Source organism: Chitinophaga horti, from assembly GCF_022867795.2.
Taxonomy (GTDB): domain Bacteria; phylum Bacteroidota; class Bacteroidia; order Chitinophagales; family Chitinophagaceae; genus Chitinophaga; species Chitinophaga horti.
Map to the genome: position 1 here is coordinate 1,255,351 of NZ_CP107006.1, position 20,941 is coordinate 1,276,291.

At 51.1% G+C, this 20,941-nt stretch carries 16 protein-coding genes; 11 read left to right on the forward strand and 5 right to left on the reverse strand.

Annotated elements, in window-relative coordinates; translation table 11 throughout:
• Positions 1-38 precede the first annotated feature (38 nt).
• Positions 39-1,565: a DUF5689 domain-containing protein gene (locus MKQ68_RS05205; protein ID WP_264282369.1), complete on the forward strand. Its 1,527-nt coding sequence runs from the start codon at positions 39-41 to the stop codon at positions 1,563-1,565.
• Between the two features lie 54 nt (positions 1,566-1,619).
• Here MKQ68_RS05205 and MKQ68_RS05210 read toward each other — a convergent pair whose 3' ends face one another.
• The 3 genes from MKQ68_RS05210 to MKQ68_RS05220 are packed head-to-tail and all read right to left on the reverse strand — an operon-like array spanning position 1,620 to position 4,049.
• Entirely contained in the window at positions 1,620-3,188 is a 1,569-nt protein-coding gene (locus MKQ68_RS05210) for an ArnT family glycosyltransferase (RefSeq protein ID WP_264282370.1), read from the reverse strand.
• 6 nt (positions 3,189-3,194) lie between these two features.
• Positions 3,195-3,839: a phosphatase PAP2 family protein gene (locus MKQ68_RS05215; protein ID WP_264282371.1), complete on the reverse strand. Its 645-nt coding sequence runs from the start codon at positions 3,837-3,839 to the stop codon at positions 3,195-3,197.
• Positions 3,840-3,881: 42 nt separating this feature from the next.
• Positions 3,882-4,049, reverse strand: a complete 168-nt coding sequence (locus MKQ68_RS05220; protein ID WP_264282372.1) for a hypothetical protein — start codon at positions 4,047-4,049, stop codon at positions 3,882-3,884.
• Positions 4,050-4,296: 247 nt separating this feature from the next.
• On the opposite strand from MKQ68_RS05220, the gene MKQ68_RS05225 reads away from it, so the two are divergent.
• Positions 4,297-5,769: a TlpA family protein disulfide reductase gene (locus MKQ68_RS05225; RefSeq protein WP_264282373.1), complete on the forward strand. Its 1,473-nt coding sequence runs from the start codon at positions 4,297-4,299 to the stop codon at positions 5,767-5,769.
• A 396-nt stretch (positions 5,770-6,165) separates the two neighbouring features.
• Here MKQ68_RS05225 and MKQ68_RS05230 read toward each other — a convergent pair whose 3' ends face one another.
• Complete coding sequence (locus tag MKQ68_RS05230) at positions 6,166-6,939, reverse strand: TerC family protein (protein WP_244845552.1); 774 nt, start codon at positions 6,937-6,939, stop codon at positions 6,166-6,168.
• A 193-nt stretch (positions 6,940-7,132) separates the two neighbouring features.
• On the opposite strand from MKQ68_RS05230, the gene MKQ68_RS05235 reads away from it, so the two are divergent.
• Entirely contained in the window at positions 7,133-8,524 is a 1,392-nt protein-coding gene (locus tag MKQ68_RS05235) for a M48 family metalloprotease (RefSeq protein ID WP_264282374.1), read from the forward strand.
• A 22-nt stretch (positions 8,525-8,546) separates the two neighbouring features.
• Positions 8,547-10,082 carry a DUF6770 family protein gene (locus tag MKQ68_RS05240; RefSeq protein WP_264282375.1) on the forward strand — a complete coding sequence of 512 codons (1,536 nt, stop codon included), beginning with the start codon at positions 8,547-8,549 and terminating at the stop codon, positions 10,080-10,082.
• Between the two features lie 33 nt (positions 10,083-10,115).
• Here the strand turns inward: MKQ68_RS05240 and MKQ68_RS05245 are convergent, their stop codons facing one another.
• Entirely contained in the window at positions 10,116-12,032 is a 1,917-nt protein-coding gene (locus MKQ68_RS05245) for an ATP-binding response regulator (protein WP_264282376.1), read from the reverse strand.
• 372 nt (positions 12,033-12,404) lie between these two features.
• Here MKQ68_RS05245 and MKQ68_RS05250 point away from each other — a divergent pair, with 372 nt between their 5' ends.
• The 7 genes from MKQ68_RS05250 (at position 12,405) to MKQ68_RS05280 (ending at position 20,938) form a co-directional block, all read left to right on the forward strand.
• Positions 12,405-13,055, forward strand: coding sequence for a FadR/GntR family transcriptional regulator (locus MKQ68_RS05250; protein ID WP_264282377.1), 651 nt, complete (start codon positions 12,405-12,407; stop codon positions 13,053-13,055).
• A gap of 10 nt (positions 13,056-13,065) precedes the next feature.
• On the forward strand, positions 13,066-14,283 hold the full coding sequence (locus MKQ68_RS05255; protein ID WP_264282378.1) for an MFS transporter: 1,218 nt from the start codon (positions 13,066-13,068) through the stop codon (positions 14,281-14,283).
• A gap of 71 nt (positions 14,284-14,354) precedes the next feature.
• The gene (locus tag MKQ68_RS05260) at positions 14,355-14,822 is read left to right on the forward strand and encodes a hypothetical protein (protein ID WP_264282379.1); all 468 of its coding nucleotides are present in this window, start codon (positions 14,355-14,357) and stop codon (positions 14,820-14,822) included.
• Positions 14,823-14,853: 31 nt separating this feature from the next.
• Complete coding sequence (gene ybiA / locus MKQ68_RS05265) at positions 14,854-15,393, forward strand: riboflavin biosynthesis intermediates N-glycosidase (protein ID WP_264282380.1); 540 nt, start codon at positions 14,854-14,856, stop codon at positions 15,391-15,393.
• A gap of 124 nt (positions 15,394-15,517) precedes the next feature.
• Positions 15,518-16,123 carry an RNA polymerase sigma factor gene (locus MKQ68_RS05270; RefSeq protein ID WP_264283635.1) on the forward strand — a complete coding sequence of 202 codons (606 nt, stop codon included), beginning with the start codon at positions 15,518-15,520 and terminating at the stop codon, positions 16,121-16,123.
• 144 nt (positions 16,124-16,267) lie between these two features.
• Entirely contained in the window at positions 16,268-17,389 is a 1,122-nt protein-coding gene (locus tag MKQ68_RS05275; protein ID WP_264282381.1) for a FecR family protein, read from the forward strand.
• 216 nt (positions 17,390-17,605) lie between these two features.
• Positions 17,606-20,938 carry a SusC/RagA family TonB-linked outer membrane protein gene (locus tag MKQ68_RS05280; RefSeq protein WP_264282382.1) on the forward strand — a complete coding sequence of 1,111 codons (3,333 nt, stop codon included), beginning with the start codon at positions 17,606-17,608 and terminating at the stop codon, positions 20,936-20,938.
• Positions 20,939-20,941 lie beyond the last annotated feature (3 nt).

Sequence of the window (20,941 nt, forward strand, 5' to 3'; positions counted from 1 at the left end):
TGGTATAAACAACAATACTCATCAAGAAATTCAAGATAATGAACCGTTTCTTTAAATATTCCTGCATCCTGGTAGTGGCCGCGGTTGGACTGTTTGCCTGTGAGCAGGAGAAAACTTATCCCGGTGGTGTACTTTCCGATTACATCGCTATGCTGGACCTGCGCCAGATTTACAAAGACAAAGATGTGGTGCTCACCAGAGAAAACATGGCCGGTGCTACCCAGATCGCTGGTGTAGTTGTATCCGATCACCGGGGTGGCAACCTGCCTGCAGGTTTGCTGATGGTGCAGGACTTCCGCCGCCTGAACATGATCCGTGGTATCTCGATCCAGTTGGGTAATGCCGCAGGTGATTATGTTCCGGGCGATTCTATCGAGGTATCGGTAGTGGGTAAAAAATTAACTAAGGTAGATGGCATTCTTCAGTTGGAAGGTGTGCAGGTGTCTGATATCAAAAAGATCGCCAGCAACAAACCCATCCCGGTGAACCGTGTAAACAGCAACCTGTACCTGAAGTTCCCGGATCGTTACGAAAGCGTACTGTCCGTAATCGTTAAAGGTTCCTTCAACCCGCTGTCTAAACCCGGCGATCAGTTTGGTGGCGACTGGATTGTAACCGATGCGTTCGAGAACATCAAACTGCATACAGAAGCAAATGCAGAATTTGCGGATAGCACACTGCCAATGATGGCTAACTATTACGGTATTTTCCTGAATATGGTAAAAGACGGCAAGCCTGATCCGCAGTTCCGTATGCGCCGCAGCAGCGATTTCGTACGGCAGATGGCAGCTACGGAAGCACAACCGATACTCATCACCGGTTTCGTAAGCGACGTATCGGGTGGCGATGGCAACTACGAGTACATTCAGCTGATGGCAACCCGTGATATCGACTTCACCGTAACGCCCTTTTCCTTTGTGATCAATAACAACGCAGGTACTGCACAGCCAATAGGTGTGCCGGCACTGGGTTGGGCTACTGGTAACCAGCGTACGTATAAGATCAACATCAATACGGGATCTGCCAAAAAAGGAACATTCTTCTATGTGGGAGGTGCCAACAAGCTGATCAACGGTCCATCTTCTACCAACATATCAGCCGCTAACTGGGTGCGTAACTATGATTACGTAAACAAAGACGGGGAAGGTTTTGGTGTGAAAAAGAATGGTTGGATGGCCAACAGCGGTAACGCGTTCGGTCTCGCGATATTCGAAGGAACCACTGTAACGGAAGCTTCTGCACCAATCGACGTTATGTGGGTAAGCAGCGGTGGCAGCCTCTTCGCCGGTAACGCCGGTTACCGTGTAGGCAATACCGACTGGTACGATATCAACAACCCGGTAACCCTGGCCCCGCAGCCTTTCTACAGGGCAGGCACCAACACGACCTTCCTGTCGTACAATCCGGAAGATCAGGGCTTCTTCTACATCCTGGGCGGGGAGTACAACCTGGCCCTCCGCAGATGGACTAAAGCCCGTTCTCAAACCAACTGGCTGATGACTAAATCATCCACGCTGTCTGAACTCGAAAGCGATTCGCTGTCGACGAAGCTGAAAGAACAATAATCGCTGGTAATGCTGTGAATAAGCAAGGCCGTCCGGTTTTACCGGGCGGCTTTTTTATTCCTTCAATCTCAGCACCCACACCGTATCCAGACTCTTATCCCTCGTGGAAGCATTCACAAACTTCCCGTCCAGTCGCGTCACCTTGTAAGAAGGGAACACACCCACCGTTTGATAAACCGTGCCGACAGAATCAAGCGATGCCTTGCCTTTACGCGCCGTGTAAATCAAAGGCGCATTGCCTTCCCGCTGCACCGGGCCATTGTAAATAAAATCGAAGCTGTAGCTGTTGATGCGATAGAAGCGAACCGTATCGGTAATGCCCTGGCGATTGAGCCAGCCTGCCGTAGTAGAGCCGCCTTGGTAGGGCAGCAGGTGAGGATAGAAAAAGATATTCAGGAACAACGCCAGTGCAATGGATGCAACAGCGCCATTCGCTACCAGTTGCTCGTAGCTGCGCAGGCGGTACCACATAAAGGCTGCCAAAGCCGTAACCGCAAAGTAGATCGGCCACCCTGGCCCGCGGAACAAGACATTGATCGCTGCCGCTAATACAATAATGATCAGCGAAACGACCCGCTGTGTAGCCAGTACAGCTTTCGTGCGTTGCAGGCTTACCAGCCACGCTGCCAGTAACACCGCGAAGTACGGAAACAGGATATTGAGATAATGCGGTAGCTGAAATCGTGATAGCGAAAATACCAGCATCGTAAGCAAACCTGCCCCTAGCGAAATCCATTCCGTACCCTGGCGCAGGCGGCGTAAACGGACAAAGATGGCGGCGTACAGTAATAAACTGAAGGGCAGGAAGGCCCATAACAATGTATGTAAAAAGAAGAAAGGATCGCCTTTACCTTTGATCGGCCCTGTGTTGAAGAAGCGACCGAACTGACTGTCCCACAAAAAGAAGCGGATGCCCGACACCTGCTGCCGGCCGAAAACGACCTTGTCGGGTTGTGCGTCGAACTGTGCGTACAGGCAGTATAATTCAGGGAGGGTGAATACGAACGTGAGTATCAACCACAGGTACCATTTAGGCCGCCACAATTGTTTCCAGTCGCCCGTCATGCCCCAGTGAAGCAGCATGCCGCCACCGATAGGGATGAGTACGAACGGGCCTTTGGTCATGAGTGCGAAGGCGGCGAACAGTGAGGCCAGTACGATCTTTTCCTTTACCAGGTAATAGGAGGTGGCAATGAGGAAAAGCGTGAGGTATGGTTCCGCACGTACGTCGTTAGCACTGATGATCGCGTGTAACGCACACAGGTAAATGAGTGCAGCCGGACGGGCGACCGCATCTCCATAAAAATGTTTCGCGAACAGGTAAGTATAGCGTGCACCGGCCAGCCAGCAAAGGAATGCAGGCAGCTTCCAGGCGAAGGCGTTCATGCCGAAAAGGTGAAAGCTGGCAGCGCCGAGCCAGAAGGGAAGATGTGGCTTATCGAGCCAGTCGGCCCCGTCTGCATACAAATTGATCCAGTCGCCGCGTAAGACAATCTGTTTGGCAATGCTGGCGTACAACGCTGCATCGGGTTCCATCAGTGGGGTGAATAACCCTGGTACCAGCGACGCAATAACAGCGGCAATAAACCAGGGATAGTACTTTTCAAAGGACGTTTGTTGCATAGGATACTAAGATACAGTATCCAGCTGGTTTCTTTTGCGTAAGCGAATGCCGGATCTGTCCCACCATGCAAACAACCGCGATACCAGGAAGCCGGTGAGTACACCAAACGCCGCACCGCCGAGTATGTCTAGCGGGTAGTGTTTGCCTACGTACACCTGCGCATAACATACGAGCAAGGCCCATATCCATACCCAGTTCCAGTACAACCTGCGTATGCCCATCTGCCGCATGGCGAAGAACCAGAAGGCAGCCAGGGCAAAGTGATTGGAAGCATGTGAAGAAGGAAATCCATACCGCCCGCCGCAACCGATCAGCTGGTGAAGGTATAGCACCAGGTCGTCATTATGACACGGGCGCTCGCGTTGAAAGAAGGGTTTAAAAATGCTGGCACTGCCATAATCGGCAATAGCAAAGCAGATAAGGGTGCCTACCAGGAAAGCTACCGCCTTGTTTGGCCGGTGGCGTATCACGAAGTAAAGTACAAATGCATATAAGGGCACCCAGGTGAGTGCATTGCGTAGTAACAACATCACGGGATCCAGCAGTTCCACGTTTCCAAAATGGTGTATGCTGATAAAAAGCGTCTCATCCAGCTGCTGCAGCCAATCCGTCCAGGTCATAACAGGTGTTGTAAGTAGTTTAAAGATCATGGTTGAAGTTTGCCAAAAGGTTACGGGAACATGAAAAAAACGTTATATCGAGTCCTCCCGCGCCTGTTGATCTCTTTTGGTCTTCAATACAGGATCGTCTGTTACCTCGGGAGGCAGTATTTCCTCTTTGTCCTGCCGGTTCCGGCGGGCAAGGAAAATCACTAAAGCGATGGCGGCTATAGCCACTGTAAGTATCAAAGGCCAGTTCATGATAAGAAGCGCGCATCAATCGTACCAGTAATAGCCGTACTTGCTACAACGCCGCCCGCGCCGGCACAAAGTTTATATAAGGTTAACATTCAGGTCTGCAGCGAAAACGTCTTTGGGGAGAAACGGGTACAACCTGTGTGCTGCCCTGCACCGGTGGATGTTTTCGTAAAAAGTCATCAAGCCCACAAGATTTAACGGCTTTTCACGTTTAATACGATACCTTTAATCTACCTAACATTCCCCTGAGATGAAGCAACTATTATTCCTGTTATGTTTTAGCCCGTTATCATTACTGGCCCAACAACCTGCGATCACTTTCCGCGCCCCCCAGGCTACCTCCGGCAAGGTAAAAGTGGAGTATCCTGTAGACGGTAAGTATTTCTTTATCATGCGTACGGATACTGCTTTAAACCAGAAGGGTGAGCTGGTATGGCGTAATACAGAAACCACTCCTTCGGAGTTCAGCTTCGAGTACAAGGGTAAAAAGTATACCCTGTTCGTAAAGCCCGGTAAATCTTATACCATTACCGACCAGGGCGAAGGTGCTGATCGCACGTTCAGTATTACCGGCCCTGATGCTGCTGCCCAGGAGGCATTCAGCCGTATTAAGTTTCCTTTTTACGAGGAACTGGCATATAGCCGTTACCGCGCGCTCGATTCATCTTTCGCCAACAATGAAGCACTGTTACGGAAGGATATTGACAGTGTGATGGCCCCTTTCAAAACATTACTCGCCGGTAAGCAGATGGAGCAGGCCTTTTACGATCACGTGTACGATCATGTGCGGGCATTTTATGCGAATGTGATGCTGAGCGTCGCTTATTCTTATGTGGGAAAGGCGGTCCCGTACAAAGACAGCATTGGCTATGATGCTGCAAAATGGGCGCAGATCAACGAATATTTCCAGCGTGCGTTTGCCATCGCCGACCCGCACGACCTTCGGCTGCAGAAGGTGAACACGGTATACTGGTATACGTTTACGAACATCAACCTGTATCTCAAATACATAAAGCCCGCGCACGATGGCACCCTGGTGCCTTTCAGTCCAGACGAGCCTGAGTACCAACGCCAGTACGACATTGTCAGCCGCTTTCGTGATCCTGAACGGGAGTTTCAAACGGCCAACCTGCTATCGTTCGCGATGCTGCAGGGTTCCCGTGATAAGCAGCTTCTCGGCTGGTACGAAACTTTTAATGATATGTACCCCAATAACCCGTACGCCGCCCGCCTGGCGCCAGGTGTAGCGGCCGTGCGTGACTACCAGGACAAAATAGCACAGGACTTTAAACCCGGACAAAAGTTCCTGGAAGATGCGGCTTCTGTGAACACCATCGCGGAACTGGGCGCCAGGTTCAAAGGCAAAACCATCTACCTCGACCTCTGGGCGAGCTGGTGTGGCCCCTGTAAAGCCGAATTTGCCTATACGGGTGACGTAAAGAAATTCCTGGCTGAAAAAGGCGGCACAACGCTTTACCTATCGATCGACAACGAAGGAGCCGAAAAGAAGTGGAAAGAAGCGATCAAATATTATAACCTGGAAGGCTATCACCTCCGTGCCTCCGAAAAGCTCTCGGAAGACATCCGCAGGCAGTTTGGTAAAAACGGCAGCCTCTCCATTCCCCGTTACGCTATCATAAAAGACGGCGAACTGGTGGTAAACGATGCCAAACGTCCCAGCGCCGGCAAAGCCCTGATCGACCAGCTGGCGCCTTATTTCTAGCATTTCCTGTAACGTTATCATAAGCCCGTGCAGTCGCACGGGCTTTTTTTATGCTTGTCGGCATGTGTTGCCGCTCCAGTCTTCCCGCTCACTCAAATCGTTAAAATAACATCACCTTTTCTCCACCTAATAACCATCCTATAGGCAGGATAGCTACATCCTCCGACCATCCATGCTACATCCTAGGTTCACCCTAGGCTTATCATTCGTTCATCTTAGGTTCATCCTAGGCTCATGAACGAAGGTTGAACGAAGGTTGAACCTAGGTTGAGCCTAGGATGAACCTAGGGAGCAGGGAGGATCCAGCAACTATCCTTATAGGATGTTACCACCAGCGACGTACAGGGCACAAAAAAAGCCCGCACTATGGCGGGCTTTACGATTCATTTGTATGATTTACAACTCTTTAGTTGTATTTAATTTGATGGTTTTGGCCTGGTTACCCCGCAGTTTAATGTTCAGCATCTCTACGATCAGCGAGAAGCCAAGGCAGGAGTAGATAATGCTCTTGCTCACTTCCTGGTGGAAACCGCTGGCGATCAATACCACGCCGATCACGATCAGGAAGGAGAGGGCCAGCATCTGGAGGGTAGGCTGTTTGTTAATGATACGGGTAACAGGGCCGGCGAAGAGCATCATCACGCCGATAGACACAATTACGGCGATGATCATCACGAGTACATTGTCTACAAGACCTACAGCAGTCAAGATCGAGTCGAAGGAGAACACGGCGTCTACCAGTACGATCTGGAAGATCACGGCGCCAAGGCTCTTGAACTTTTTGGAGCCTGGCTGATCGGCTACATGGTGTTCCTGTAATTTATGATGTATTTCCAGGGTGCTTTTAACGATCAGGAAGAGGCCGCCCGCGAGCAGTATGAGGTCTTTCCAGCTGAGGGCGATCACGACGCCTTTCAGCCATTTAAAGGAGATAACGGGGTCCACAAGGCCGATGATCCAGTTAATGCAGAGCAGTAGACCTACCCTGAAGATCATCGCCAGGGCCAGACCAATGATGCGGGCCTTACGCTGCTGGTGTTCCGGCAGCTTGCCGGCTACGATAGAAATGAAAATGACGTTATCGATACCCAGTACAATTTCCAGGAAACATAACGTGACGAGGCTGATCCATACTCCTGGATCGGCAAAATTAGGGACGATGAACTCCATGTGTGTAGTGTAATTTTTTAATATAAGGCGCAAAAATCAACCCAAATTTCTACAAAGTGCATTAGAAACTGGTAAGAAATACGCCGTTGCCCGTAAAAAATACATAATTCACCCCACAAAAAGCGACAGATACCAAGCCTCACCCCCGAATCAGATCAAAAAACTGCATCTTTGCAGCGCCTATACCAACACGATGAACGCAAATACACCCGCAAACCTCACAGGTCGCTTAGCCCTTTACTTACTGATGGCATTGATCTGCCTGCCCGCTTTTGCTAAGGCCCAGGAGGCGTTTTTACCTGTCATCACGGATTCGGTGTACCTGAAGGCGCAGGCCGGCAGCTACGGCGATCGCTACAAACAGCGGATGAAGCTGCTGCCCAGCAAACACCGTAACGACTACCAGGAGATTTACAACAGCCGCTGGGAGCACGTGCAGCAGGTGTTCGATAAACGGGAAATCTACACCGATAAAAAGGCCATGGCGTACATGGACCGCCTGCTCACCACCATTCTGCAGGCCAATCCACAGCTGGATGCCAGCAACATCAAAGGTTACTTTTCCCGTTCCGCTGTACCCAACGCATCATACATCGGGGAGGGCATCTTCCTGTTCAACCTCGGTCTGCTCGATAAAATGGAGAACGAAAGCCAGGTGGCCTTCGTCATTTGCCACGAGTTGGCGCACTACTACCTGCAACACAGCGAAAACAGCATTCGCACGTACGTAGAAACGGTGAACAGTCCCGAAATGCAGCGGGAATTAAAGAACATCAAACGATCAGAATACGGCAGAAATGCCCGCCTCGATAAACTTGCCAAAGGCATCCGCTTCAATAGCCGCCGTCACAGCCGCGACCACGAAGCGGAAGCCGACTCTATGGCGATAGTACTGCTGAAACGCAGCCCGTTCGCAGCCTCTGAAGGACTCACCGCCCTGGCTTTGCTGGACCGGATCGACAGTTCGTCTGTAGACATGGCCACCTGTCTGCCCAAAACCTTTGACGCCGCCGCATACCCTTTTAAACCGAAATGGATAGCGAAGTCCAGCGGACTGCTCGGCGGCCATGCCACCCTCAAACGCGACGCCGCCATGGCCGACTCGCTTAAAACCCACCCGGACTGCTCCCAGCGCATCAAGCTACTGGCACCGGCGGTAAACGGCGATACGAAAACGAGTAAGAATCCACTGGACGCCACCACGTTCGCGGAACTGCGCGCCCGCGCCGGACGGGAAGCGGTGGCCTTCACCTGGGAAAATAAGCAGTACACCAACTGCCTGTACCTGCTGCTGGAACAACTGCAACATAAACCTGCCGACCCGTACCTGGTTACCCAGATGGGGCAGGTGTTTAACGCCTGGCATGCCGCGCAGCGTAGCCATACCTTGTCGAGGTATACCGATTCGCCATCGCCTTATAATGATCCCAACTATAACACGCTGGCGCAGTTCGTACAGAACCTGTACCTCGAAGATGTGGCCGCCGTAGGATATCACTACCTGGCGAAGTTCCAGTCGCAATTATCGCAGCATGCGCCTTACAACGAAACTTTAAAAGAAAGTACCCGAATCCTCCAACAATAAAAAAATGATTAAATCTCCTTTCATGAAGAAACATAGCCTGCTACTGCTGTTAATGCTGTGCACCTGCAGCCTGTTTGCGCAACTCAAGATCGAAAACGTTTACTCCGTTAAACTCCGCAACTCCGGCGTTATTTCCGAAAAAGGCCAGGTTAAAGGCTACTTCTTTTTTTACCAGAGCGATAAGATCGACAAACGTACGAACGAGTATACCGTACAGGTGGTAGATGAAAACCTCAATAAAGTACAGGACATCAAGTTCCAGGACGGTCGCGACCTTACTTTGCTGGAGGCTGCCTATAACGGTAACACGCTGGCCTTCCTCTACAAAAACAGCGAGAACAAAACCCTCGATATGAAGATTTACTCTATTGAAGGCAAACTGAAATTTACCTACACCGCCCCTTACGATAAAAAGAGCGAAGCCTGGATGAAACAGGTGGAAGAGCTGGCCCAGAGCGATAACGGTCTTAACAGTTCCGTATTTGACGTAGGTCAGTACGGTTACGTGGCCGTGGTACCGGTAATTGACGGTAAAGAGCGCACCTTCGAGGTAAGGTGTTACAACGACAAAAAGAAAAAACACTATACCTATCGTTACGACGATGGCAAATCTAAATTCTGCGTTGGTGAGTTTATCGGCGCTACAGACAGCCTGGCGTTCTTCACCGTGATGAAGAAATCGGGTACTTTGTCCTGGAACCTGAAGAAGTCGGTAGTAGCTATCAACTTCGTGAACAGCAGAAGAGCGTTCGAGCTCACGCCGGATATCGGGGACTATCGCATTACGCCTACCAACGTACTGCCACAAACCACACCGGGCAAAATCAGCCTGCTGGGTGGTTACTATGAAAGCGATGAAAACGTGATCTGGGATGCACCGCGCGGCATGGCGATCGTAGATCTTGATCCCAAAGGTAATGTGCTGAACTCTGTAGTATGTTCCTACGATACCGAATTGTCGAAGTTTCTGCCGGTGGGCGCGAAAGGTAAGATCAAAGATATCGGCTTCCTGTTCGTACACAAAGCGCTCGCTATGCCCGATGGCGGCTACACCCTTATTGCTGAAGGTTTCCGCAAAAAAGTAAGTGCAGGTAAAATAGCCCTGGCCGCAGTTGCGGGAGGTGGTAACTTCACTAACCTGGAAATAACCGACCTCGTAATGATGCGTTTCGACAATGGCTTCGGTCTTAAATCCGTAGACGTGTTCGATAAGAAAATGAACGTGGTTAGCCCGCGCGGTATGGACCTGGTAAGCCCGCAAATTGCCGCGATGGCCGTGAAAGGCATGGGCGGTTTCGACTATGAGTTTACCACCGGCGAGGAAGATAACTCCACCTTTAACGTTTGTTTCTCCGATTACGAAAAGAGCAGCGAATACAAAGGCCGCACTTTCAACACTGTTCGTTTTAACGGCACTAAATACAGCACCGATAAAATTGAGCTGAAGAGTAAAGCCAGCGAGATGGTAGTGTTACCCGCGAAGGCCGGTCACGTAATGATCTACGAATACTTTAAGAAAACAAAGAGTCTCGAACTGAGGATTGAGAAACTAGGATAATGAGAACGGCCGCACTTCAGGGTGCGGCTTTTTTTATGCCGTAAACTTCACCGTAAACACATGCCGCTCATCCGCATAATCATACTTCACCTTCCAGCCATTGGTCAGGCATATCTGCTGTACGATCGCCAGTCCGAGCCCGGTGCTTTGCAGATTGCCGCGGCCTTTGGAGAAACGGTCGAACAGTCGCTCGGGTGCGAAGTCGAGCGGGGCGCCGTTGTTGCTGATGTGCAGACTTTTATGGTCGGAGGTGATGCGGAGCGTGCCGTTTTCTGGCGTGTATCGTAAAGCGTTGGAATATAAGTTGGATATCATTACCTCGGCCAGGTAAGGGTTGCATTGCAACGTGGCATGGCCGATCTGCATCACGACGTTAATTTGTTTGGCGGCGAACAGGTCTTCCATCAGGAGATACTGTTGTTCCAGCAGATCATGGAGGGCGACCGGCCGCCTGTCCGCAAAAGCATTATTGTCAAGCTTAGCTAATAATAACAAATTACGGTTCAGTTTCTTCAGCCGCTCTACGCCCGTGCGGGCCTGTTCAATGTGTATGGCCATTTCTTCGTTTACAGGAAACTGGCTGATGCGATCGAGTTTAGACTGGATAATACCGAGTGGCGTTTGCAGTTCGTGCGAAGCGTTCTCAGTAAACTCACGCAGGGCGCGGTATTCACGCTGGCTACGGTCTGCCAGCTCTTTGAGGGAACGCTGCAGGTCCTTAAATTCCCGGATGGGGGAGTCGTATAACTTCAGCTTCTCGGGCGAGCTTACCGAGTATTGCCGCAGGCTATCGAGATTGAGGAAGAAGGGCGACCATATTTTACGGCTGTTAAAATAGTTGATCATTGCGCCGGAGAGGAGGAGCAGTCCGGCCGTGATGAGGAAAGTAAGGGAGATCGTGAACATGTATTTATCCCAGCCGATGTAATTCGTCATCGCCCGGATGCGGTAGTTACGTCCCCCGAACTCCCTTATCACATCCATGTAGTAATAGTTTTCATAGTCGCCCTGCTGGCGATCGTGCAGTACTACGTTGCCAAAAACGGGCTCACTGTTCGCGGGAGCGGTTGTCGGCGTGATTTGTGTAAACGGGTAGCCCGGAGGTTTGCCAACCTTTACATATTCCGCCGCCAGCCTCGTTTCCAGCGCAAGGTGTTCGCGCATTTCCGTCGTTACCTGGTTTTGCAGTACCAGGTATAACGTGATGCCTGTAATGATAAGCACCAGCACCGAGGCTATGATGAAGTCGCGCGTGGTGCGGTGCAGCAGCTTCATCAGTGCCTGAAATTTATAGCCCATGCCGTACACCGTTTTGATGTAGGCATGACCGCTTTGCGGCGTGATCTTTTTCCGGAGATTCATGGTGTGTACATATACCGTATCGAAGCTGTCGGCCATATCGTAATGGTCGCCCCAAAGGTGTACAGCGATCGATTGTTTGCTCACCACCCGGTTTTTGTTCACGATGAAATAGAGTAACAATTCATATTCTTTCCTGGTGAGATTCACCTCTTTGTCGTCGATATGCACCACTTGCGCCACCGTATCGATGCGCAGGTCATCGATCACGATCTCGTTCTGACCGTTAAACGATTTGCGGCGCAGTAGCGCGTTGATGCGGGCATTGAGTTCTTCCAGGTGAAAAGGTTTGGTGATATAATCATCCGCTCCCATTGCCAGTCCTGAAATCTTGTCTGTAAGCGAATCCCTGGCAGAAACGATCAACACCCCGGCATCACTTTTACGGGCTTTCAGCAGTTCGAGCAATTCGAGGCCGTTGCCGCCGGGCAGGGAAATATCGAGTACTACCGCGTCGTACGTGTACGCGTTCACTTTGATTTCGGCATCATTAAAATCAGTAGCTTTCTCACAACGGTAGCCTTGTTCGGCCAGGTAATTCTCCATCTCTTCCAGTAGCAGGGGTTCGTCTTCGACTAACAGTAACTTCATAAGTGCAATTATAATCCCCAAAATAGTAAAACTATTCATTTTCAGGCACCCTAACACCTTTAGAATTAATTAAGAATCGACCGATAGCTTTGTCCCGATTGTGATGATCTGTTACTTCTTTTAATGGGAAGATAACCCCAAAGCAGGAGCCTGGCAGACGCCGGGCTTCACTGTTTGCGGGAGAGACGATCCTGGTGGATACTGGTCGGTTTGTGAAACGTGTTGGTTCACTTATGTAACCAGCCAAATGCCGCTGGCCATCCCCAGTTGCGGCTCCCTTCAGCTGCATCGCTTCCGTCAACTAATTATTCTTGCCCCTTTCCACCAATCCACCTACCTTTGTAATTCATCAGATGATATGATGATTTGACTATGATCGTAAAGAAGTCACTGGCAGACGAAGTAGCAGCACGTTTACAGGAACAGATCTCGCTTGGGCAGTACAAGCCAGGCGAAAAGCTGCCCATTGAGCCGGAGTTGATGAAAGCCTTTGGGGTGGGGCGCTCCACTGTACGGGAGGCCATCCGCATATTGGTGAATACCGGTTTGCTGCGCGTACAGCAGGGCGCGGGCACCTTTGTAGATGCATCCACCGGAAATAAAGAACCCATTTCCCAGCGCTTACGGCGCGCCAACGCTGCCGAGCTGGATGAGGTACGTCAGCTTGTGGAGTTAAAGATTGCGGAAAAGGCAGCCTTGCATCATACACCGGAACACCTGGCCGTTATGAAAGCCGCCCTGCGCGATCGCAAAGCGGCTGCAAGGGCGGGAGAGAAGGAGGCCTGCGTGGATGCCGATATCGCCTTTCACGTTGCCATCGCCGAAGCGGCCGGGAACCAGGTGCTGGCAGACCTGTATAAAACGGTGTCGGTGCACCTGCGGGAGTGGTTCCTGCAAACGCATGGAGATACATCTTCCTTTATCGAAACACAACCACTGCACGAGCAGTTGTTGAAGCATATTACGGACGGGGAGGCGAAGAAGGCCTGGAACACCGCGTCTAAAATCATTTCTTGGCATTAAATACAGTTTTATGAAAGATACATCCGTATCTGTGGCTGCGGAGCCAGCAAAGCCGGTGCAGCAGACCGTTTTCTCCATTTTATTCTCTATCAGTTTTGCGCACCTCGTCAACGATATGCTGCAGTCGGTGATCCCTTCTGTATATCCCATCTTTAAAGAGAAATACCATCTAAACTTTACGCAGATCGGGTTGATTACGCTGGTGTACCAGCTGACCGCCTCGTTGCTGCAACCGCTGGTAGGTGTGTATACCGACCGCAGGGCGAGGCCGTATTCTTTACCGGTAGGTATGGCATTTACCCTTACTGGCCTCATCGCGCTGGCGTTTGCCAATAGCTTTTACAACATCCTGTTCTCCGTTAGTTTCATTGGCATCGGCTCATCGATATTTCACCCGGAGTCGTCGCGCGTAGCACACCTGGCATCTGGCGGAAAGAAAGGTCTGGCACAGTCCATCTTCCAGCTGGGCGGTAATGCCGGCAGTGCGATCGGCCCCTTGCTGGCAGCGTTGCTGGTAGCGCCGTACGGACAAATCAGCATTGCCTGGTTCTCGATCGTAGCGTTGGCCGGTATACTCGTGTTATCGCGCGTATCGGCGTGGTACGGCGCTCACCTGGCGGAGAAGGCTGCTCGTAACGCACCATTGCTCGTGTCGCCGTTCTCGCGTGGCAAGGTGATCATGGCGCTGAGCATACTGATTGTGCTGATCTTCTCGAAGTATTTCTACATGGCCAGCATGAGCAGTTATTATACCTTCTTCCTGATCGATAAGTTCCATATCACGACACAGCAATCGCAGGTATACCTCTTTATCTTCCTGGGCGCGGTGGCGGCGGGCACCTTTATTGGCGGGCCGCTCGGTGATCGTTTTGGCAGGAAATACATCATCTGGTTTTCTATCCTGGGCGCTGCCCCGTTCACCCTGTTACTGCCGTACGTTCCCCTGTTCTGGACCGCCGTTTTATCGGTGGTCATCGGCGTGGTGATCGCATCTGCCTTTAGTGCGATACTCGTGTATGCTACCGAGTTAGTGCCAGGTAAAGTAGGAATGATTGCCGGCCTGTTTTTCGGCCTCGCCTTCGGGATGGGCGGCCTGGGCTCGGCGGTGCTGGGTAAGCTGGCTGACCTTACGAGCATTGCTTATGTATTTGCAGTGTGCGCGTACCTGCCGCTTATCGGCATACTTACCGGACTATTACCGAACATAGAACGAAAATACAAAGCATAAATTTAACAGCGCCGGCAGTTTGCCGGCGTTTGTTTTTTTATATATTTGGTGCCAAATTGATAGCCCATCCTATGAAAAGATTATTCCTGCTCGCTTGCGGTCTGCTCGCCGTAACTTCCTTATTCGCACAGGGTAAAACCAGGTATCCGCCCGTAGCATTGGATACTATGACACAGTTTTTTTCCGACGACTCCTGGACCGAATCCGTATCTGTCATCGCTTTGAAACAAAAGGACAGCACTGGTGAGGTAACCACCTTCACCAAACGAGGTTTTTACTACGCCGAAGTGTTTAAATACAATGGCACACCGGCCAAACGTCCGAAGCCCGCGCAGGTATTGAAGTTTTACGCCAGCGCCATCAAAAAGCAAAAAGGAAAAGTCATTTACCAGGACGCGACCCGCCTCGACGCACAAATCCCGGCCGAAGGCTGGTCATACTGGATTAACGTCGCCATCATGGAAGATGGCCGCACGAAACTGATTATTTTGTCCGATGCGACGCCGCCGGTGGTGGATGAGGTGCCGGTGGATGGTTAGATTTCGGTGCCAGTCCTTTAACTTCGCAACTATGTACGATATCGATTGGCTGAAGGCGCAGCAAGACAGTAACGCCACCCTGAAATACATATTCTTCTGGGGCCACACTCCCCGGCAGGCCGATGTGGTAGACCAGTCGTGCTTCAGCCAGTGGTATCCATCTCCTTTTGAAGCAGATGGACATACTTACAAAACCGCCGAACACTGGATGATGGCACAGAAGGCCTTGTTGTTCAATGATACTGCCGCTTTCGAAAAGATCGTGGCCTGCCGCACCCCGGCTGAGGCCAAAAAGTTAGGCAGAGAGGTGTTAGGTTTCGATAACGATGCCTGGAACGCGGCCCGTTTTAATATCGTCGTAGCCGGTAACCTGCATAAGTACCGGCAGCATCCTGAGATGGGCGCGTTCCTCAAAAACACGGGCAGCCGCATCCTGGTAGAAGCCAGCCCGGTAGATAACATCTGGGGTATTGGCATGGCGAAAGATCATCCGGGTGTGATGAACGTACACAACTGGAGGGGACTGAACCTGCTTGGTTTTGCCCTGATGGAAACGCGGGATCAGTTGTAGTTACATCACCCTCTGATGCCACTTGAAACAACCCATAAAATATAATCCTCAATATGTATCTTTAGCCCACATCCCGGTTTTAAACCCTTTAAGTCTTGAATTTAAAAAAACTGGTGAAGGTTTGGTGCTAAACGAAGGTGCTGTATATAATGAGCCGGAATTGCTGGAGGCCATCGCAAGGGGCGACGGAGCCGCTTTCAGAGTGGTATTCGATCGCTATTGGGGTAAAATTCATGCCATGGCGCTCGCCTACACGAAGTCTGCCGCGATGGCGGACGATGTAGTGCAGGATGTATTCGTAAAAATATGGGTTAAACGGGCCGACCTGCCCGCGGTTCAAAAATTCGACAGTTACCTGTTTATTACCGGCCGCAACGAGATCATCAGTGCCTTACGCAAAAAAGTGGCGCATCTCCCGCTTGAATCGCACTTGCATGAAAGTTTACCCGGCGACGTGCCTGTACCCGACGAAGTACTTTCGCTAAAGGAATCGCAGGAGCTGATCAGCCGCGCGGTAGCACTTCTACCGCCCCAGCAGCAGCGCATTTACCAGTTAAGCCGCAAAGAAGGCCTCTCTCAGCAGGAAATCGCGGCGCAACTGAACATCTCTGTGTCGACCGTTAAAGTGCATATGAACAAAGCACTTCACACTATTAAACATTATCTCCACACCAATACCGATAAGGGTACCATGCTTTGGTGGCTGGTGCTCACGATCATTGCCCGGTAAATTCCACTGATATTCATTCGGCTTTTGCATGTATTTACCTGCGGAAGCGTCATCCGTGTGTAGCCCGAAAAAAAAGTTAGCGGCCGGCTAATACCTGGACGTTTTTCCCGCGTCTTTAAGGTGCGGACTATTCAAAAAGCGACTATGCAACCAACACTGGAAGATCTACTTGCCAAATACCTGGCCGACGAATTGCAGCCGGCGGAGCGGGACACGTTCCATCATATGCTGCAATCTGCCGCGCACCAGCAGGAGTTGGAAGTATTGATCGATGCTGCTTTTCGTGATAATGCCTTTGCACCTACGACGGATGCTGTGCGGGGCGAAGTGTTATTTGGTAAGATCATAGCAGCTGCCCGCCCGCCCGTACGCAGGATGCGTTGGTGGCGTTACGCGGCGGCTGCCATATTACTGGGCGCCCTGGCCTTTGGAGCCTGGCAGTGGGAGCTTGGGGGGCAGCACAGCCGACTGGCTACCGGTACAGTCATCGTGCCGGGCAGCAGTAAAGCGCAGCTGACACTTGGCAACGGCACTGTGGTAGAGCTGGACAGTACTGGCCGCCAGGTAATCGTGCAGGGTATTCGTCAGCACAACGGTCAGCTGGTATACGATGGCGGCGGTACAGCGGAGGGATACAACACCCTTACCGTACCCCGGGGCGGTCACTTCGAGGTGAGTTTGCCCGATGGCAGTCATGTATGGCTTAATGCCTCCTCTGTTTTGCGTTACCCGGTATCCTTTTCGGGCAGCGAGCGGCGGGTAGAACTGCAGGGACAGGGATTTTTCGAGATCAAACCAAATAGCAGCCAACCTTTTAAAGTAATGGTGAATGACATGGCCGTGGAAGTACTCGGTACCAGTTTCGATATTATGGCCTATACCAATGAAAGCCAGGTAAGCGCCACCCTGGTGTCTGGCGCGGTAAAAGTGAGCAGGAACGGAGCGCAGGTGGTTTTACGGCCCGGGCAGCAGGCGGTGCTGGCCCAAACGGGTGCCATTTACACGGTGCCCGAGGTAGATGTGGCTACAGTAACCGCGTGGAAAACAGGTTTCTTCGAATTTACGGATGTGGAGCTGCCGGTGATCATGCGCCAGCTGGAACGCTGGTACGATGTGGATGTAAAGTACGACCAGGCACCGTTGCATGAAAAATTCGCCGGCCGCGTAAGCCGTCATCTTCCGATCACCAGCGTACTGGCCATGCTGGAAAGCGATAAAGTAAAATTCACCATCTCGGGTCGCGAACTGATCGTAACGTCTAAATAAAACCAACTGTATGCATATAAGCTGAACAAACAACCATTAATGGAGTGCATAAAAAAACGGAAGTGCGCTAACACTTCCGCCACAACTTTGATACTCCTTTCGAACGTCCTGACAGACTTTTTTCAGAAACTATCAAAATCAACCAAAAGTATGACTTTTACCTTAACGGGAAAAGCCCCCTGGCTATGGGGAGTAACGACCAAAATCTATAGAGTGATGAAAATTACCGCTCTGCTATTACTGGCTGCCTGTTTACATGTAACTGCAAGCAGCTTTGGCCAGAAAGTAACACTATCCGTAAAACGTGCGCCGCTGCAAAAGGTATTGATAGAAATATCACGACAAACGGGCATTTCCATTATTTGTAACGAAACCATCAGCCAAAGTGTAGGTCCGGTAAGCCTGGACGTGCGAAATATGCCGCTTGGCGATGTGATATCCTTATGCCTAAACGGTAAAGCGGTAGGCGTGGTGACGCCAGACAACAGCATCCGCATTAAACCATCTTCCGACCTACATGCACATGAACAGGTAGTGGCAGACACGTCGCTGTTGCTGAAGGGACGAGTGGTGATGCAGGATGGAACGGGCATGCCGAATGCTACGGTGATGCCCGTACGCACGGGCGGGCAAGGGACACAAACCGATGCCTCCGGCTATTTCAGCCTACGTGTTCCAAACGCGCAAACGTCTGTAGCAGTGAGTTTTGTTGGTTTCACAACGGAGGTGATGGCGGCCTGGCCGCCGGCTGTTACAAAGGTGATCACGCTTAAGGCAGCCGTACGTACCATGCAGGACGTGGAAATCCGTACCGGCATGTTTACGCGCAGCAAACAGACATTCACCGGGGCCGTGGCTTCCTTTTCGGGGCAGGAACTAAAGGCGATCGGCAATAACAATATTATTCAAAGCCTGCGTACACTGGACCCCTCGTTCATCATCGCGGTCGATAATCTGCAGGGTTCCAATCCCAACCAATTGCCTAAAATAGAAATGCGGGGTAAAACCAGTCTGACCACCACTGAAGTGCGAGACCAGTTTTCCAGCGACCCGAACCAGCCTTTGTTTATTCTAAATGGGATGGAAACCAGCCTGCGTCAAATTATGGACCTGGACATGAACCGGGTGAAGTCGATCACGTTGCTGAAAGACGCGTCGTCAACCGCACTTTATGGGTCGCGTGCGGCCAATGGAGTGCTGGTGGTGGAAACCACGCCTCCGCAGCCGGGCCGCATGAGTGTTTCTTATACAGCCGACCTGCGCTGGGAAATTCCCGACCTGCACGATTATAATATGATGAATGCCGCCGAGAACCTTGAATTTCAGCAATTGGCGGGCATGTACCTCGATGGTACCCACCTCAATAGCATTTACCTTGCCCGCCAGTACAATGAGCGGCTGGCAGCAGTGAAGAGCGGTGTAAATTCTTACTGGCTGAACGTGCCGGTGAGGAATGCGTTCAGTAACGGGCATTCGCTGCGGGTATCCGGCGGTAGCCAGGAGTTTCAGTACGGTGTTGCCGGCAGCTACCGGAAACAGGATGGGGTCATGAAAGGAAGTGGCCGCGATACCTGGAGCGGTACGGTAGACCTGAGTTATCGTCATAAGAAAATAAATGTGACTAACCAGACGTATATCAACGGCTATAACGCAGACGAATCGCCTTACGGCTCTTTTAGTACGTTCGTGCGTGTAAATCCTTACTACCGCAAAACGAGGCCCGATGGGAGTTTAAATACAGACAAATACCTCGAAGTGTACCAGGCGGCCAGGGGATCGGCCGACTTCAGACTGGATACGGTGCGCGTCGCCAATCCACTTTACAATGCCACACTTAATGCTAAAAATAACAGCCAGAGCTTTAATGTACAAAACAACCTGAACCTGCTGTACGACATTTCGCCGGAACTGCGCCTCTCCGGTGGGCTGCAGCTTACGAAAGGTATTACGACCAATATCGTGTTTACGCCATCTGCCAATACGATGTACGACCAGGTGGATGTATTCGAAAAGGGATATTACCGTAACGCACGAAATGACCAGGGTGGCTACCAGGGAAATGTGATGCTCACTTATCGTAAAGTGCTGGCCAAAGTGCATAGCATTACCGGCAATATCCGCAGTGAAATACAGGAACAGAAAAATACCGTGGAGTCTTTTGCTGCTACAGGCTTCCCGGTAGGCGTGGAGCCCAATCCGGCATTCGCCTACGGGTTCATTACCGGCACTAAACCCACTTACACCGAGGTGATCGTGCGGAGGGTAAATGCACTGGCCAGTGTTAACTATGCTTACGATAACCGTTATTATGCGGACATTAACTATCGTTTAGACGGCTCCACTTCTTTCGGCGCGGAAAATAAATATTCGCCTTTCTGGTCGCTGGGGCTTGGCTGGACGATCAACCGCGAACGTTTCCTTGATAAAGTACGGTGGATAGATCTGCTCCGCCTGCGCGGTAACATCGGTACGTCAGGTAACCAGGCGCTGGGTAGCTTTGCCTCCTCTTCGATCTTTAAATACGAAAATCACCTCAGTATATTTGGGCAGGGCCTTTACCTGGACCAGCTGGGTAATCCTGACCTGGAATGGCAAAATACCCGCAGCACGAGCGTGGGTATAGATGCCGCCTTATTCGGCAACCGCCTGATGTTAACGTTGAACGCTTATGAAAAGCTTTCCAGCCCGTTGATTACTTCTGCCTCTGTACCCGCTTCTACCGGTACTTCGGTAATGCCATTCAACGTCGGCAAAATGCGCACGAAAGGCGCAGAAGCCATCTTGCGTTTTTCGCCGGTGTACCGCCCGCAACAGAACATGGTATGGACGATCGGGTACACCGGTGGGATGTATACCAGCAAGTATGACGGGGTTTCCAATGCGCTGAAAACGCTGAACGAAACGGCACAGGCTTCCGCATCGCTGCTGCGGTATACGGACGGGTACAGTCCGGACGAATTATGGGCAGTGACCTCCCTGGGCATAGACCCTGCTACAGGCAAGGAAGTGTTTGAGAAGAAGAATGGCGAACGCACTTTCATTTACGATCCGCAGGATATTGTACCACAGGGTAATGGCCGGCCGGAAATCGAGGGGGTACTCAGCTCTAATCTGAATATGAAAGGATTTTTGCTGGGCATCAATCTACGTTACAGTATCGGCAATTATATTTTTAACCGCGCACTGTACAACAAAGTGGAAAATATTTCACGCGGCGCGTTACAGTATAACCAGGATAAACGTGCGCTGGAGCTTCGCTGGAAGCAACCGGGCGATGAAGCTCAGTTCCGCAGCATCAGCATTACGGATGTGACACCGCTTTCATCCCGGTTTGTACAGCGCGAGAATTATTTGTCGGGTGAATCTATTAATGCCGGCTATGAGTTTCTGCCTAAATACCATCCCTGGCTGCGCAAGTCGGGCTTGCAGGGACTGCGTATCAACGCTTACATGAATGACATCTTCCGGTTGTCCAACATACGGGCAGAACGCGGCATCGACTATCCGTTCAGTAACGCGCTCGCCTGTAGTGTAAACCTCTACTTTTAAATT

What these genes read in the sequence shown, in the direction of transcription:
- MKQ68_RS05235 (WP_264282374.1), top strand. Translation starts at nt 7,133, where the DNA reads ATGAACGCAAATACACCCGCAAACCTCACAGGTCGCTTAGCCCTTTAC.
- MKQ68_RS05215 (WP_264282371.1), bottom strand. Translation starts at nt 3,839, where the DNA reads ATGATCTTTAAACTACTTACAACACCTGTTATGACCTGGACGGATTGG.
- MKQ68_RS05220 (WP_264282372.1), bottom strand. Translation starts at nt 4,049, where the DNA reads ATGAACTGGCCTTTGATACTTACAGTGGCTATAGCCGCCATCGCTTTA.
- ybiA (WP_264282380.1), top strand. Translation starts at nt 14,854, where the DNA reads ATGTACGATATCGATTGGCTGAAGGCGCAGCAAGACAGTAACGCCACC.
- MKQ68_RS05230 (WP_244845552.1), bottom strand. Translation starts at nt 6,939, where the DNA reads ATGGAGTTCATCGTCCCTAATTTTGCCGATCCAGGAGTATGGATCAGC.
- MKQ68_RS05225 (WP_264282373.1), top strand. Translation starts at nt 4,297, where the DNA reads ATGAAGCAACTATTATTCCTGTTATGTTTTAGCCCGTTATCATTACTG.
- MKQ68_RS05240 (WP_264282375.1), top strand. Translation starts at nt 8,547, where the DNA reads ATGAAGAAACATAGCCTGCTACTGCTGTTAATGCTGTGCACCTGCAGC.
- MKQ68_RS05280 (WP_264282382.1), top strand. Translation starts at nt 17,606, where the DNA reads ATGAAAATTACCGCTCTGCTATTACTGGCTGCCTGTTTACATGTAACT.
- MKQ68_RS05245 (WP_264282376.1), bottom strand. Translation starts at nt 12,032, where the DNA reads ATGAAGTTACTGTTAGTCGAAGACGAACCCCTGCTACTGGAAGAGATG.
- MKQ68_RS05255 (WP_264282378.1), top strand. Translation starts at nt 13,066, where the DNA reads ATGAAAGATACATCCGTATCTGTGGCTGCGGAGCCAGCAAAGCCGGTG.
- MKQ68_RS05275 (WP_264282381.1), top strand. Translation starts at nt 16,268, where the DNA reads ATGCAACCAACACTGGAAGATCTACTTGCCAAATACCTGGCCGACGAA.
- MKQ68_RS05205 (WP_264282369.1), top strand. Translation starts at nt 39, where the DNA reads ATGAACCGTTTCTTTAAATATTCCTGCATCCTGGTAGTGGCCGCGGTT.
- MKQ68_RS05210 (WP_264282370.1), bottom strand. Translation starts at nt 3,188, where the DNA reads ATGCAACAAACGTCCTTTGAAAAGTACTATCCCTGGTTTATTGCCGCT.
- MKQ68_RS05260 (WP_264282379.1), top strand. Translation starts at nt 14,355, where the DNA reads ATGAAAAGATTATTCCTGCTCGCTTGCGGTCTGCTCGCCGTAACTTCC.
- MKQ68_RS05250 (WP_264282377.1), top strand. Translation starts at nt 12,405, where the DNA reads ATGATCGTAAAGAAGTCACTGGCAGACGAAGTAGCAGCACGTTTACAG.